14 protein-coding genes are annotated in these 14,357 nt (G+C 50.9%); 7 read left to right on the top strand and 7 right to left on the bottom strand.

What is annotated here, in order from left to right; genetic code table 11:
- The first annotated feature begins 72 nt into the window (after window positions 1-72).
- On the top strand, window positions 73-2,646 hold the full coding sequence (gene gyrA, locus AACQ84_RS04215; RefSeq protein WP_041443381.1) for a DNA gyrase subunit A: 2,574 nt from the start codon (window positions 73-75) through the stop codon (window positions 2,644-2,646).
- A 166-nt stretch (window positions 2,647-2,812) separates the two neighbouring features.
- Here the strand turns inward: gyrA and AACQ84_RS04210 are convergent, their stop codons facing one another.
- From AACQ84_RS04210 to hemE, 3 genes are all read right to left on the bottom strand, one after another.
- On the bottom strand, window positions 2,813-3,766 hold the full coding sequence (locus AACQ84_RS04210) for an ABC transporter permease (protein ID WP_041443791.1): 954 nt from the start codon (window positions 3,764-3,766) through the stop codon (window positions 2,813-2,815).
- 19 nt (window positions 3,767-3,785) lie between these two features.
- A complete protein-coding gene (locus AACQ84_RS04205) occupies window positions 3,786-4,718 on the bottom strand; it encodes an isoaspartyl peptidase/L-asparaginase (RefSeq protein ID WP_041443379.1) in 933 nt (310 codons plus the stop codon).
- 161 nt (window positions 4,719-4,879) lie between these two features.
- On the bottom strand, window positions 4,880-5,932 hold the full coding sequence (hemE, locus tag AACQ84_RS04200) for a uroporphyrinogen decarboxylase (protein WP_012306451.1): 1,053 nt from the start codon (window positions 5,930-5,932) through the stop codon (window positions 4,880-4,882).
- Between the two features lie 103 nt (window positions 5,933-6,035).
- Between hemE and AACQ84_RS04195 the strand changes: the two genes are divergently transcribed.
- The 4 genes from AACQ84_RS04195 (at window position 6,036) to AACQ84_RS04180 (ending at window position 8,974) form a co-directional block, all read left to right on the top strand.
- Window positions 6,036-6,467 carry an FYDLN acid domain-containing protein gene (locus AACQ84_RS04195; protein WP_012306450.1) on the top strand — a complete coding sequence of 144 codons (432 nt, stop codon included), beginning with the start codon at window positions 6,036-6,038 and terminating at the stop codon, window positions 6,465-6,467.
- 48 nt (window positions 6,468-6,515) lie between these two features.
- Complete coding sequence (locus tag AACQ84_RS04190; protein WP_041443378.1) at window positions 6,516-8,288, top strand: ABC transporter ATP-binding protein; 1,773 nt, start codon at window positions 6,516-6,518, stop codon at window positions 8,286-8,288.
- Window positions 8,289-8,349: 61 nt separating this feature from the next.
- Window positions 8,350-8,568 carry a hypothetical protein gene (locus tag AACQ84_RS04185; protein WP_041443377.1) on the top strand — a complete coding sequence of 73 codons (219 nt, stop codon included), beginning with the start codon at window positions 8,350-8,352 and terminating at the stop codon, window positions 8,566-8,568.
- Window positions 8,561-8,974: a putative toxin-antitoxin system toxin component, PIN family gene (locus AACQ84_RS04180; protein ID WP_012306447.1), complete on the top strand. Its 414-nt coding sequence runs from the start codon at window positions 8,561-8,563 to the stop codon at window positions 8,972-8,974. The genes AACQ84_RS04185 and AACQ84_RS04180 overlap by 8 nt, the downstream gene beginning before the upstream one ends.
- A gap of 16 nt (window positions 8,975-8,990) precedes the next feature.
- Here the strand turns inward: AACQ84_RS04180 and dxr are convergent, their stop codons facing one another.
- Both dxr and AACQ84_RS04170 read right to left on the bottom strand, forming a co-directional pair.
- Window positions 8,991-10,169: a 1-deoxy-D-xylulose-5-phosphate reductoisomerase gene (gene dxr / locus AACQ84_RS04175; RefSeq protein ID WP_012306446.1), complete on the bottom strand. Its 1,179-nt coding sequence runs from the start codon at window positions 10,167-10,169 to the stop codon at window positions 8,991-8,993.
- A gap of 68 nt (window positions 10,170-10,237) precedes the next feature.
- On the bottom strand, window positions 10,238-10,876 hold the full coding sequence (locus AACQ84_RS04170) for a class I SAM-dependent methyltransferase (RefSeq protein ID WP_012306445.1): 639 nt from the start codon (window positions 10,874-10,876) through the stop codon (window positions 10,238-10,240).
- 111 nt (window positions 10,877-10,987) lie between these two features.
- Here AACQ84_RS04170 and dacB point away from each other — a divergent pair, with 111 nt between their 5' ends.
- Together dacB and AACQ84_RS04160 are read left to right on the top strand one after the other, a co-directional pair.
- Window positions 10,988-12,427 carry a D-alanyl-D-alanine carboxypeptidase/D-alanyl-D-alanine endopeptidase gene (dacB, locus tag AACQ84_RS04165; protein WP_012306444.1) on the top strand — a complete coding sequence of 480 codons (1,440 nt, stop codon included), beginning with the start codon at window positions 10,988-10,990 and terminating at the stop codon, window positions 12,425-12,427.
- 59 nt (window positions 12,428-12,486) lie between these two features.
- Window positions 12,487-13,059: a CesT family type III secretion system chaperone gene (locus tag AACQ84_RS04160; RefSeq protein WP_012306443.1), complete on the top strand. Its 573-nt coding sequence runs from the start codon at window positions 12,487-12,489 to the stop codon at window positions 13,057-13,059.
- A gap of 84 nt (window positions 13,060-13,143) precedes the next feature.
- Here AACQ84_RS04160 and ndk read toward each other — a convergent pair whose 3' ends face one another.
- Window positions 13,144-13,593, bottom strand: coding sequence for a nucleoside-diphosphate kinase (gene ndk / locus AACQ84_RS04155; RefSeq protein WP_012306442.1), 450 nt, complete (start codon window positions 13,591-13,593; stop codon window positions 13,144-13,146).
- A gap of 99 nt (window positions 13,594-13,692) precedes the next feature.
- Window positions 13,693-14,301: a PspA/IM30 family protein gene (locus AACQ84_RS04150; RefSeq protein WP_012306441.1), complete on the bottom strand. Its 609-nt coding sequence runs from the start codon at window positions 14,299-14,301 to the stop codon at window positions 13,693-13,695.
- Window positions 14,302-14,357 lie beyond the last annotated feature (56 nt).

Raw genomic sequence — 14,357 nt, 5'->3', positions numbered from 1 at the left:
CGCAAAATAATCTTCCTTAACGTCTTTTTCTCTGGTTTTTAACCTTTTTTGACCTAGCGGAGCCGAAATCCTATGACCTCCCCCCAGGAGCGCATTATTCCCACCGATTTAAGCAATGAAATGTCACGCTCGTACCTAGAGTACGCCATGAGTGTGATTGTGGGGCGGGCGTTACCCGATGCACGGGATGGCTTAAAACCCGTACACCGTCGTATTTTGTATGCGATGTATGAATTGGGTTTGACCCCAGATCGCCCTTTCCGGAAATGTGCCCGGGTCGTGGGGGAAGTCCTCGGTAAATATCACCCCCACGGGGATACAGCGGTCTATGATGCCCTGGTGCGCATGGCCCAAGATTTTTCCATGCGAGACCCGCTGATCAATGGCCACGGTAATTTTGGCTCCATTGATAACGACCCAGCGGCGGCCATGCGTTACACCGAATGTCGGCTCCAGTCTTTAGCGACCAACGCCCTGCTGCGGGATATCGAATCAGAAACCGTTGATTTTGCGGATAACTTCGATGGCTCTCAACAGGAACCCGTTGTTCTCCCTTCTCGGATTCCCCAGCTTTTGGTGAATGGTTCTTCGGGGATTGCGGTGGGGATGGCGACCAATATCCCGCCCCATAATCTTGGGGAAATTATTGATGGGGTGACGGCACTCATCCATAACCCTGAGATCACGATCAAAGAATTAATGCAATTTATTCCGGCCCCTGATTTTCCGACGGGGGCACAGATTCTCGGTCGTTCGGGGATTAAAGATGCCTACATGACGGGTCGGGGTTCGATCACCATGCGGGGAGTCGCAGAAATTGAAACGCTCCGCCAAAATGGCCGGGAAAAAGAAGCAATTATCGTCACCCAACTGCCCTACCAGACCAACAAAGCGGCGCTGATCGAACGCATTGCCGATATGGTCAACGACAAGAAAATTGATGGCATCTCTGATATCCGCGATGAAAGCGATCGCCAAGGGATGCGGATTGTCATCGAACTCAAGCGCGATGCTTATCCCCGTGTTGTTTTAAATAATCTGTATAAACACACGCCTCTCCAGGCCAATTTTGGCGCGAATATGCTGGCCCTGGTGAACGGCGAACCCCAACTGCTCAATCTGAAGCAATTCCTCCAGGTATTCTTGGATTTCCGGGTGGAAGTGATTACCCGGCGCACCCGCTATGAACTGCGCAAGGCCCAGGAACGGGATCACATTCTCCAGGGATTACTCATTGCCCTCGATAATCTCGATGCGGTGATTCACTTAATTCGTCAGGCAGCGGATACGGCGATCGCCCGTCAAGGGTTAATGGACGGCTACAACCTCAGCCAAGCCCAGGCCGACGCCATTTTACAGATGCAATTGCGTCGCCTCACGGCCCTAGAAGCGGACAAAATCGAAGCAGAACACCAGGATCTCTTGCTGAAGATTACGGATCTCGAAGATATTTTGGCGCGTCGGGAACGGGTTTACGCGATTATCGAAGCAGAGCTCACCGAAATTAAGACTATCCACCAGAGCGATCGCCGCACAGAATTGGTCTTGGATGACGGCGATCTCCAGGATATTGACCTAATTGCCAATGAGCAAGCAGCTATTTTGCTCACCGAACAGGGCTATATCAAACGCATGCCTGTGGCCACCTTTGACGCCCAAAACCGCGCCACTCGCGGCAAAGCCGCCACCAAAATGAAGGAAGACGATGGCGTCGATCACTTCCTCACCTGCTGCGATCACGACCATGTGCTGTTCTTTACGGAGCGCGGCGTCGTTTATTCTCTAAGCGCTTACCAAATTCCCCAGAGTTCCCGCACGGCCAGAGGTTTACCAGCCATTCAACTGCTCCCCATCCCGAAGGATGAAAAAATTACAGCGATGCTGGCAGTGAGTGAGTTTACCGAAGATGAATACCTCGTCATGCTCACCCAGAACGGCTACATCAAAAAAACCGCCCTGTCTGCCTTTGCCAAAATTCGCTCGAACGGTCTAATTGCCATTTCCCTCGAAGATGGCGATGAACTCCGTTGGGTACGCCTCGCGCGACAGGAGGACAGCATCATTGTGGCCAGTAGTGAAGGGATGGCGATCCACTTCCAGGCTGACCATAACCAGTTACGTCCCTTGGGCCGTTCTACGAGAGGCGTGCGGGCGATGAAACTCAAATCCGACGATGACAAATTGGTAAGTATGGATATTGTGTCGTCTCAAATTACGGCGGCGATCGCCGCTGCGGATACAGCAGAAGACGAAGACGATAACGAAGAAGTCACCGAAAATGTTGACCAGGGGCCTTGGGTGATTGCCGTAACCACAAAAGGCTTCGGCAAGCGGGTGCCCGTGGGACGATTCCGCCTGCAAAACCGCGCGGGGGTCGGTCTCCGGGCGATTAAATTCAAATCTAAGGCAGATCGGTTGGCTTCCCTGAGAATTGTCAATCCCGAAGATGAGCTGATGCTCGTCACGGGGCGCGGCATTATGATCCGTCAAGCAGTGGAATCCATCTCGCTCCAGTCCCGCAGTGCCACCGGAGTCAGGGTACAACGCCTCGATGGGGATGATGCAATTGTGGCAGTGGCCCTAGTACCGCCCCCAGCAGAAGAAGACGGTTTAGAAACTGTGGATATGACTGCTGAAGAAGAATAAACTCTCCTTTAGTAACACTTCTCTAGCTTCCCTAGAGGAAAGAATTTTGTGGAGCTCGCCAACACACCGGCAACTGTTTCCCCTCTTGAGAGGGGTCAGGGGAGTGTTAACTCAAGGGATAAACACCTTCCGCCTGCGGCACCTCCCTTAAGGGAGGATTGTTTTGTTACTTAATGCGGGGGTCGAGGAAACGGTAACTTAGATCGGCGATCGCATTAAAGATCACCACCAAGGCCGCATAGATAATCGTGATGCCCATGATCACGGGGGTATCGTTGCGGTTAATGGATTCAATGAGCAGTGCGCCAATCCCCGGCACCCGAAAAATTTGCTCTGTCACCAAGGCCCCCGTCACAATGCTCGGCACATCAATGGCAATCAGAGTGACAACGGGAATCAAAGCATTGCGCAAAATATGTTTGCGGAGCACGGCAAATTCCCCTAAGCCCTTAGCATAGGCCGTCCGCACATAATCCTGGGGCAACTCTTCGAGGATCGCATTGCGCACAAACCGGGTCAAAATTGCCGTTTGGTACAACGCAAGGACGGTGATCGGCAGGATCGATTGCTGGATCTGCTGCCAAAAACTTTGAAAGTCATTGACCACCAGGGTGCTGTTGTATAGCGAGGGGAGCCACTGCAATTTCACGCTAAAGATAATGATCGCTAGCAAACCCGTGAAAAAAGTGGGTAGGGAATACCCCAAAAAAGCAAAGGTGGTGGCCAGTTGATCCAAAAGAGAGTTGCGGCGCAGGGCAGAAATAATCCCCAGGGGTAAGGCGATCGCCACACTCAAACCGTAGGCAAGACCCACCACCCAGAGGGTCGTCGGCAGGCGTTGCCAAATCAGACCCAGCACAGGACTTTTACTCGTAAAAGAATAGCCCAAATTCCCCTGGCCCAGCGCCCAGAGCCATTTGACATAACGAAGATAAAAGGGCTGATCCAGGCCCAGCGATCGCCGGATATTTTCCCGCACCTCTGCGGTGATCGCCGGATTATTTGCAAATTCACTGAGGGGGTCCCCCGGTGCCAAGGCCAAAATCGTGAAAATCACAAAACTAATGGCAAGCAATGTCCCCAGGGCGATCGCCAAACGTTTTAGAAGAGTGCGCATCACCATCGGCCTCCCCTCTTCCCTAGAGACAACCGACCCCCGGTTCCAGTTGCCATTCCAGGGTATCCCCCACAGCGGTGCCGTCGTGGTAGGCCGCCAAAAGCACTTCGCTGGTTTTTCCCCAGACAATATTGCCCTCGGCATCCAAGGCGATCGCCCCCAGATCCCGTTTATTTGCCGTTGCTTCCTGGATTGATTTTTCCATGGCGGTTGGCAAACTTAAACCATCCGTGACCCGAATAACCACCTTCGCCGCAAGGCATTCGTCAATAATGTCTTCCCCAATGCCCGTGCAACTAACCCCAGCCACCTGAGTCGCGTAATTTCCCGCAGGCATCGCCGAATCACTCACCCGACCAATCCGCTCTAAACCTTTTCCGCCCGTAGATGTGGCCGCTGCAACCCGACCATTTTGGTCCAAAGCCACCACCCCAATGGTGCCGCGCCGGGCCATTTCATCCTCCGCGACAACCCCGGCCATACTACTGCGAAAATTTCCCTTACGTTCTTCCAGCCATTCTTCGAGGCGTAAATCGGTCAGAGGATCATGAATGGGGAGCTGCATTACCCGCACCATCTCTGCCGCACCGACATCGGACAGTACCCGATCATCTTCTGTTTGCAACGCCTGGGCCACTTCGATGGGATTTTTAATGCGGCCCACATTAATCACGCCGCTAAACTTTTGGGCCGTACCATCCATCAGGGAAGCGCTCATGCGAATTTGACCATCGGACTGGAGCACTGACCCTGTACCTGCATTGAAACGCGGCTCATTTTCCAATAATTTTGCCCCTAGGATAACGGCTTCCACAGCACTGCCGCCCTGTTCTAGGAAGTCATAAACCTCTTGAACAATCCTGTGGAGCGACTCCCGTACGGCGATTAAGCCCCCTTTGCCCTTGAGGGAACTGCCGGCCCCACCGTGAATAATGAGTTTTGGTTGCACTGTCATCCCACTGATTCCCCAGAATTTTTAACTAAAAGCAAACGCTAGGAAATTCTATCGAGAAATGTCGGCCCTGCCTACGGTATCAGCCCAATTCCCCAAAAAAAGCGCCCTAGGATTTGACTCTCCTAAAACGCTTTTTCTGAATGAAGGAATGGCTTTAAAACCTAGAGGAAACTCTGGACGTTCTTACAGGTTTCAAAGAAGAAGCGGACATTATCTTCGGGGGTACCGACGAGAACACCGTGGCCGAGATTGAGAATATGTCCCCAATTGCCCGCTTTACGCACGGTGTCAATGATCCGCGCTTTGATGAAGTCCTGGGAACCAAACAGCACACCAGGATCAATATTGCCTTGGACTTTCATGTCTTTACCAAGGCGCTGGCGGGCATCGGCCATATCCACCGTCCAATCGACGCTGACGATATCGACACCAGATTTACCCATGCGCTCTAGAACACCGGCACTGCCACTGATGTACAGAATCAGCGGGAAGTCTGGGTATTTTGCTTTGACTTTGTCCACGACCCGTTTTTGATATGGCAAGGCAAACATATCGTAGTCTTGGGGACTGAGTTGGCCCGCCCAAGAGTCGAACATTTGGATCACCTGGGCCCCACATTCGATCTGGTAGCAAACATAATCGGCGATCGCATCGGCAATTTTTCCAAGGAAACTGTGCAACACAGCAGGCTCAGAAAAGGCCATATTTTTGATGATGGCGTAGTTCTTTGAACTCTTACCTTCAATGGCATAGGCCGCTAGCGTCCAGGGGGCACCGACAAATCCCAGTACCGTTGAGGCATTGCCCACTTCCTGGCGGAGGGTGCCAAGGATTGTTTTGATAAAAGGCAAGGATTCTGCCGGATCAAAGGGGGTCATAGCATCGACCTGGGCCTGGGTGCGGATCGGGTTTTCAATGATTGGCCCTTTGCTTTCGATGATGTCGAAGGGAATCCCCATCCCTGGTAGGGGAGTGAGAATATCCGAAAACATAATTACACCGTCAGGCTGGAATGCATGCCAAGGTTGGAGCGAAATTTCGATAGCGAGATCAGGATTTTCAGAACGTTCCCGGAAGCTCGGGTACTTCTCCCGCAGGTCGCGATAAATTTTCATGTAACGTCCGGCTTGACGCATCATCCAAACCGGTGTCCGCTCAACTTTTTCCCCCCGTGCAGCCCTCAATAAAAGAGGTGTATTATTGCTTTCCGACATGATTTATTAAAATAATTTTTGTGCATTTGTAAGCTTATCATCTCGGTTTGTGAAATAAACTTGAGGCACTATCGTAAGCAGTTAACAATTATTAAGAAACATTGTGAACGATCCTTTCTCTCGTAATATTCAATTCTCTTCTTCGGGCCTCGGCTGTTTTTTGACCTTTATTCTGATCGCGGCGTTACTGACTTCGGTGGGCCTCGGCTGGGTTGTCAACGGGTTTATTATTCTCATTCTGCTCATTCCCGTGGCGATCGCCTTGGGGGTTGTGGGCTTCCAGTGGTGGCTCAAGCGCAATTTGGTAGAGGCAGATTGTCCGGTCTGTGGCTATGAATTTACGGGTTTAAACAATTCCATGGCCCGCTGTCCTAGTTGCGGTGAAGTGGTGCAAATTACAGAAAAGAAATTCCAGCGCCAGACCCCTGAGGGGACGGTGGAGGTGGCCGCCGTGGAAGTGGATGGGTCGCAAGGGACGGATAACGCCGACGCTAAAACGGTAGATGTGCAGGTGCTAGAGCCGGGCGAAGATTAAACAGAACAGGTTATGATCTCTTGGGTATTGGCTTGATTTTCTTTGAGTATGTCCCATCCGCTAACCCGTTTATTCCGCTATGGTAGTCGCTACCGCAAACAGATCAATTTGGCGATCGCCTGTTCCGTTCTGAATAAACTCTTTGATCTGGCGCCTCCGGTGCTGATCGGGGTGGCAGTGGATACCGTGGTACAGCGGGACAACTCCTTTGTGGCCCAGTTTGGTGTCACCAGCATCATCGGTCAATTGGTCGTCATCGGCATTTTGTCTTTCCTAATCTGGAGTGCCGAGTCCATTTTTGAATATTTCTACCAACGTCTGTGGCGCAATTTAGCCCAAAAAATGCAACACAATCTCCGTCTCGATGGTTACGGCCATTTGCAGGAACTGGAGTTGGGCTACTTTGAAGAACGCAGCACCGGGGAGCTATTGGCCCTGCTCAATGACGATGTGAACCAGTTGGAACGCTTTCTCGATGTGGGCGCCAACGAAATCTTGCAGGTGATCACGACGGTGATTTTGATTGGGGGTTTATTTTTCTACGCGACCCCCTCGGCGGCTTGGATGGCGATGGCGCCGATTCCGATCATCATTTGGGGTTCTGTGGCGTTCCAGAAAAAGTTGGCTCCCCGCTATGCCGATGTGCGCGAAAAGGTAGGGGTACTCAGCTCGCGCCTATCCAATAACCTCAGCGGCATCACGACCATTAAAAGCTTTACGACGGAGCATTACGAGCTAGAACGGCTCCGCTTTGACAGTGATGCTTATCTTCAAAGTAATGAGCGGGCGATCGCCTTAAGTGCCGCCTTTATCCCCTTGATCCGGATTGCGATTTTGGCTGGGTTTACGGCGATTCTCTTTTTCGGTGGATTGCAGGTGGAACAAGGAGCTTTGGCTGTGGGTACCTACAGTGTGTTGGTGTTTATGACCCAGCGGTTGCTGTGGCCCCTGACCCGCCTGGGGCAAACGATGGATCTTTATCAACGGGCGATGGCTTCGAGTAACCGGGTCTTTAATCTCCTCGATACCGAAGTGCAAATTCGTTCTGGAGAAGTAGCCCTGCCCACCCATACCGTCAAAGGAGAAATCAAACTCGACAATATTTCCTTTGCCTACTTTGAGCGAGCGCCGGTTTTGCAAGATTTTTCCCTCCATATTCCTGCGGGTCAAACCATTGCCATCGTGGGGGCGACAGGTTCTGGGAAAAGTACGATTGTGAAATTGCTCCTGCGTTTCTACGAAATTAACCAGGGACAAATTACTGTCGATGGCCTGGATATTCGCGATATCTATCTCAAGGATCTACGGCGCGCCATTGGTCTAGTGAGTCAGGATGTGTTTCTGTTCCATGGCACCGTGGCCGAAAACATTGCCTACGGGAACCCCGATGCAACTCTCCCAGAAATTATCCAGGCCGCAAAACTTGCGGAAGCCCACGATTTTATCGAAACCCTGCCCCAACAGTACGACACCATCGTCGGGGAACGGGGGCAAAAATTATCCGGTGGCCAGCGGCAACGCTTGGCGATCGCCCGCGCCATTTTGAAAGATCCGCCCATTCTGATTTTGGACGAGGCTACTTCTGCTGTGGACAATGAAACCGAAGCGGCGATCGCCAAATCCCTCGAAAAAATCACCCAGCATCGCACCACCATTGCGATCGCCCACCGCCTTTCCACGATCCGCCATTCCGACTGCATCTATGTGATGGATCAAGGCAAAATTGTTGAACAAGGCACCCATGAGCAACTCCTCGATCAGCAGGGTTTATACTACAGCCTCTGGCAGGTTCAAACTGGTGCAAAATTACCTGCATTCTAGGTACAATCCTGTGAGCTTGGTCATTGCCTCGCCAAAAATTCGTTACGTCAGGTCATATTCAATGGAAACCATCACCATTCAAGTCGAGTCTCATCTCGCCGAGGCCTATCAACAGATTGATCCTCAAAAACAACGGCAAATCCAAGCATTGCTGAATATTTTTCTTGCCAAAGCAATTAACCCCAAACCACTCCTAGAAGTCATGGAAACGGCGAGTCAGCAAGCTATTGCCCAAGGCATGACACCGGAGATTTTAGAAACAATTTTGGCGGATGAATAAATGCCGCATCATTATTGATACCAACGTACTTGTCAGTGCTTTGGTTTTCTCAAGTTACAACTTCCATACAGTTGTAACTTTCGCTCAAAAACAGGGCATTATCCTGACGTCTTTAGATGTTTTGTCAGAATTAAGTGAGGTTCTCAATCGACAAAAATTTGACCGTTATCTGACCAGAGAAATCAGAGACGATTTTTTAACAAGCTTGGCACTAGCCTCTGAAATTGTTCCCATCATCGAAAAAGTTTCGGTCTGCCGCGACCCCAAAGATGACAAATTCCTTGAACTCATTGTCAATGGCAAGGCTGATTTTCTCATCACAGGCGATCAAGATTTACTCGCTCTCCATCCCTTTCGAGACGCTTCCATTCTTACCGTCCAAGACTTCCTGCAAGCTGTTAACTAAGGAATTTGATTTGGCCTTAAGCTAATTGTGGCTGTAATTCAAGAACAGCTTGTCTGGCCCATTGATCTGCCTGCAAAATGTCGTCTAGGGTCGGGTTTGTCTTGTTGTCGTTTTGGTGGCGATCGCAAACCTTTTCGATGAGACGAGGGATATCGAGGAATTCAATTTTTTCTTCGAGGAAAAGGGCCACAGCTTGCTCATTCGCTGCATTTAAAACTGCTGGCATCGATCCCCCGGCCCGTCCCGCAGCATAGGCCAAATTCATGCAGGGATATTTATGGTGATCCGGTTCCCGGAAGGTAAGATCGCCGGCCTTCACGAGGTCAAATTGCTCCCAATCGGTGTGAATGCGTTCGGGGTAGGAGAGGGCATAGAGCAGGGGCAAGCGCATATCAGGCCAACCCAACTGGGCTAAAACCGAGGTATCTTGCAGCTCGATTAGGGAGTGGATGATGCTCTGGGGATGCACCACAATGTCGATGTCGTCGTAATCTTTACCAAAGAGATAATGGGCTTCGATCACCTCTAGACCCTTGTTCATCAGGGTAGCGGAGTCGATGGTAATTTTTTGCCCCATGGACCAGTTGGGATGTTTCAGGGCATCTTTGACAGTGACGGTGGCCAATTTTTCCACAGGCAGATCCCGGAAAGCGCCCCCGGAGGCCGTGAGAATAATCCGCTTTAAACCTCCTTCAGGCACCCCCTGGAGACATTGGAAGATCGCGGAATGTTCGGAGTCAGCGGGCAGTAGTTTCACGCCATATTTTTCGATTAAGGGTAAAACCACTGGCCCCCCAGCGATCAGGGTTTCTTTGTTAGCAAGAGCAATGTCTTTGCCGGCTTCGATCGCCGCAATGGTCGGTAAAAGTCCAGCACAGCCCACAATCCCCGTTACCACGCTTTCGGCATCACCATAACGGGCCACTTCGGCGATCGCCGCTTTGCCAGCGATGATTTGGGGTTGGTGTTCTAAATCTTGAAGGAGAGATTTTAGTTCGGGTAAAAGGCTTTCCTGGCTGGTGGCAACAATCTCTGGGTGGAACTCCCGCACCTGTTCGGCCAGCAGTTGAATGTTACGCCCAGCGGCCATCCCCACCACGCGGAATTTATCGGGGTGCGATCGCACAATATCGAGGGTTTGCGTCCCGATTGATCCGGTGGAACCAAGGATAGAGATGGCTTTAGCGTTGGTCATGATACTTGCTTGCGTGAACCCGTTTGTTGCAGACAATCATCTCATAATCGGGGCTTCGTGGGGACGACTTAAGGGGCGATCGCCTTTGGGATTTCCTCGCTTTTCTGGAAAATCGTGAGCAAAACGCCGAACATCAAATAATGGTGTGCTACAGTCTCTAGGCCAACCCGTTTCCCCATTGCGGTTCGTTCCGTCCGGGAATAGAAACGCAATCCTCCAGGCGAAAAGGGAAAACCATCCCCTTGGCACAATTCTCCTTTGCCATAATCCGCTAGATAAAATTGGCCACCCGGCTTGAGCACCCGCTGCACTTCCTCTAAAACCGTCTCGGGGTGGAGATAATGCAAAAAGCTAATCGTATTAAACGCCGCATCAAAGGTATTTTCCGGAAAAGGTTGCGCCTCAGCATTCCCTTGGACAAAGGAAAGGCGATCGCCATGGATATTTTTCCGTTGGGCCTGGGCTAACATTTCTGGAGATAGATCCAACCCCACCCCCGTTAATTCTGGATAAAGCTTACCGAGTCGTTTAAATAATTTGCCCGTCCCACAACCCAGGTCAAGCACATGGCCATCTCTGGGGAAATCAGCATAGGTGAGTAACCGCTTATGGACAGCCTGGTAAAAGGGCGTGGTCAATAAAATGTCGTAATTTCTCGCCCAGCGGTCAAAAAAAGTCTGCTTCCGTTGAAAAAATTGTTCGCTCATGGAGATTTAGCCCAAGAAAACCACAAAGATCCTTTTCGCAGTGTACCGAAGCCCACCAAAAACGGCAGTATAGTAGGACAAATGCGCCCTGACCGTTGACGAGGAGAAAAAATGGGGAAAACACAATTTCAACCGGTAAGCCAGATCCTCGCCCTGGCAAGTTTAGCAACCCTGGCTTTTAGCTCCCAAAGTCTGGCCCAATCCCAAGAGACCTGCGATCTCTCTGGCACTATTTCTCAGATCCTCCAGCGTCCAGAACAGCAACAAACCCAGTGGGGCATTGCGATCCAAGATCCCCAGACCGATAGCCTCTTATTTGAGCACCGAGCCGACACTTTTTTTGTGCCAGCCTCTAACCAAAAACTCCTCACCACTGCCGCTGCCCTGGTAAGTTTTGGCCCAAACTATCAATATCAAACGCCAATCTACACCGTTGGAACAGCTCCCAATCTTGAGAAATTAATTATTCGAGGTGTGGGTGATCCAAGTTTGACCACCGAAAAATTAACCACAGCTCTCTCGCAGCTATCCCAACAGCAAATCCACCATATTGATCAAGTCATCCTGGACAGCAGCCATTTTCCTGAACCTGGGGTTAATCCTACCTGGGAATGGTCTGATCTGAGTTTTTATTATGGTGTCCCCGTTACCAGCTTGATGCTCAATGAAAACGCCGTTGTTCTCACGGTTTTTCCCACAGAGTCCGGCCAAACCACAACGGTGGGCTGGTCTGATGATATTGCGGCCCAACAATGGCAACTGGAAAATCAGATGGTGACGGCCCCTGACGATACTCCCTACAGCGGTTCCCTGACCCAAACCTATGGCACGACGACGTTAACCCTCACCGGGAAATTGGCCGCCGACGCCATGCCCGACATTTGGGGACTATCGATTCCCGATCCAGACCGCTATGCCCTCGATAAAATCACCCAAATTCTGGGAGAGCAGGGTATTACCGTCGGGAAAAGTTTAACGACGCAAACGCCGATCCCTAACCTAGATCAAGCGCAACCTTTGGGGGCGATCGCCTCTGATCCCTTAGCTGAAATCCTCAAAACCACTAACCAAGACAGCAATAACCTTTTTGCCGAAAGTCTCCTAAAAACCCTTACTGCCGCTGACCGAGACCCAGAAACAATCCTAGAATCTATCGGGGTCGATCCTGCCACCTACCGACTCCGGGATGGCTCTGGTCTTTCTCGCCACAACCTTGTCACCCCCATGGCCTTGATCCAAACCCTAGACGGTATGCTGACCCATCCCCAGGGGGAAACTTACCGCAATTCTTTGGCGATCGCCGGTCGCACAGGCACTCTCCAAAACCGCTTTCAAGATACCCCAGTCGAAAACCAATTCTTTGGGAAAACAGGCACCATGACCCACGTTTCTGCCCTCTCTGGCTACCTCGATCTACCCGATGACAGCACCTTATTGGTCAGTATTTTGGCGAACCAAACCGGCCAATCGGCCCGAATTACCCGTCAAGCCATTGATGATGTTGTCGTCGCTGTCCATGATTGGCACTCCTGTTCCACGACCCAGCCATAACCTCCGCTGTTGATCGAATACAAGGCGAATATTCAATTTTTCCGATTCAAGTTGCAACAATGACCCCAGACGCCATCTCCGCTACCCTCACTGAATTTTTTCCCGACGCCAAAATTAACCACACAGACAACAAAACTTGGAAAGTACACAAATCCCAAGCCCGGTTTCACCTGCTGGTGAGCCTGTCTAGTGATGGTCAAATGCTGCGGATCTTTGTACCTGTCGCGTCCCAGGACGACGCGGAACCCTATTATGGCCAGTTGCTCGAAAGTAACTTTAATGAAAATAAACTCGCCCGCTACGCCCTCAACCAGGGTTTACTTTGGGGCGTATTTAAATATCCCTTAGAACAACTTGACACCGCTATTTTCCAACAGGTGTTAACGGAAATGGTGGCTTTACACCAACAAAATCTCAGTCCCTTTTTTAATCAACTGGCCGAAGATAAAGTTCGAGAAATTATCCGTGCCGCCAAGTCCCAGGGGCAAAGTATCGAAAAGACGATGCAAACGATTACCCGGTTTTACCAAGAAGGGATTATGGGGGGCCTCGACCAAGAACCCAGGGAACAACAGCGGGCTTTATTGGCTTGGCAGCACCAATTAGAACGGCTCTGGGATGAAGAGGAATAGCCACGAAAAAACCTCGTTGGGGTTGAACGAGGTCTTGAAAAAATTAAATTGCCGAAATTTGCTTGGAAACCAAACAGATTGGATTTATTCGTAGAGCCAAGCTTTGGTGGCGGGTTCCCAGTTGGCCAATTCAGATTCGGAGAACCAGAGGGCAATTTCACTGGCAGCGGTGTCGGGGCCATCGGAACCGTGGATCAGGTTACGGCCAATGTCCACACCGAAGTCACCCCGGATTGTGCCGGGTTCTGCTTCGAGGGGGTTGGTGGCACCGATGATTTTCCGGGCGGCGGCGATCGCCCCTTTACCTTCCCAAACCATGGCGACGACGGGGACAGAAATAATGAATTCTACGAGGCTACCGAAGAACGGTCTTTCTCTGTGAACGCCGTAGTGCTGCTCTGCTAATTCGCGGGAAACAGAAACCAATTTTAGACCGACGAGCTTAAAGCCTTTTGCTTCAAAACGACGGATAACATCGCCGACCAAACCGCGCTGAACACCGTCCGGTTTAACCATTACAAATGTGCGTTCCACAGAATTCTCCTTTGGACATATACAAAACCACAGGTCAGCGTAACATAAGTTTTACCCTTCGTTGCGCCTAAAATGGAGTGGGCGATCGCCTTTATTTTTCTAAGAATTCTTTGGGTTACGCTGCTGGCTTTTTTCCAACTGACGAAATTGTGCTTCGAGGGGATCAATGAGATCGGTTTCTGCTTCCACTTGCCACAGGGACAATTCTAAATCGGCGATCGCCGCATCCAAGCTTCCCCCCATTAATTCTTGCTGGAGGGTTTGTAACTGCTGTTGGGCGATCGCCGTCCGCAACCGCGTCACATACCAATCTTTTTGCAGTTTAATGTGGTTGATTTTGTCTTCGAGGGCCTCAAGATTGTGGCGTACGCCTCGGATAAAGGCTTGTTGTTCTTCCCGTTGGGCCTCCAGTTTCGCCAACATTTCCCCATAGGTTTGTCGTCGGGCAATCGCCGCTTTTGCTAAAGTTTCATCGCCACAATCCAGAGCCAATTTTACCCACTGCTGCCATCGCTGTACCATTGCCGCCATGGTTTTTCGGTGTCGTTCCCCCCGTTTAGCACTCGCTACCGCCTGGGCCACGGCCCGCCGCATTTGGATCAATTTTTTTTCCATGTCCCAGAGGGTCTGCTCCAGGATGTGTTCTGGATCAGCAGTAGGTTGCCACCATTGTTGAATGCCATCCCAGGTGCGCCGGAAAAAATTCATCGTGCCCAGTGTCCCGCTTACTGACGCGTTTCAACTACTAATCTAGCCCAGGGGGC

Source organism: Picosynechococcus sp. PCC 7002, assembly GCF_963860125.1.
GTDB lineage: Bacteria > Cyanobacteriota > Cyanobacteriia > Cyanobacteriales > MRBY01 > MRBY01.
Note: the sequence above shows the minus strand (reverse complement) of the source record. Positions and strands in the feature narration are given on the sequence as shown.

Coding starts and splice junctions, on each gene's coding strand:
- gyrA (WP_041443381.1), top strand. CDS start 73: ATGACCTCCCCCCAGGAGCGCATTATTCCCACCGATTTAAGCAATGAA.
- AACQ84_RS04205 (WP_041443379.1), bottom strand. CDS start 4,718: ATGACAGTGCAACCAAAACTCATTATTCACGGTGGGGCCGGCAGTTCC.
- hemE (WP_012306451.1), bottom strand. CDS start 5,932: ATGTCGGAAAGCAATAATACACCTCTTTTATTGAGGGCTGCACGGGGG.
- AACQ84_RS04190 (WP_041443378.1), top strand. CDS start 6,516: ATGTCCCATCCGCTAACCCGTTTATTCCGCTATGGTAGTCGCTACCGC.
- AACQ84_RS04185 (WP_041443377.1), top strand. CDS start 8,350: ATGGAAACCATCACCATTCAAGTCGAGTCTCATCTCGCCGAGGCCTAT.
- AACQ84_RS04180 (WP_012306447.1), top strand. CDS start 8,561: ATGAATAAATGCCGCATCATTATTGATACCAACGTACTTGTCAGTGCT.
- dxr (WP_012306446.1), bottom strand. CDS start 10,169: ATGACCAACGCTAAAGCCATCTCTATCCTTGGTTCCACCGGATCAATC.
- AACQ84_RS04170 (WP_012306445.1), bottom strand. CDS start 10,876: ATGAGCGAACAATTTTTTCAACGGAAGCAGACTTTTTTTGACCGCTGG.
- dacB (WP_012306444.1), top strand. CDS start 10,988: ATGGGGAAAACACAATTTCAACCGGTAAGCCAGATCCTCGCCCTGGCA.
- AACQ84_RS04160 (WP_012306443.1), top strand. CDS start 12,487: ATGACCCCAGACGCCATCTCCGCTACCCTCACTGAATTTTTTCCCGAC.
- AACQ84_RS04150 (WP_012306441.1), bottom strand. CDS start 14,301: ATGAATTTTTTCCGGCGCACCTGGGATGGCATTCAACAATGGTGGCAA.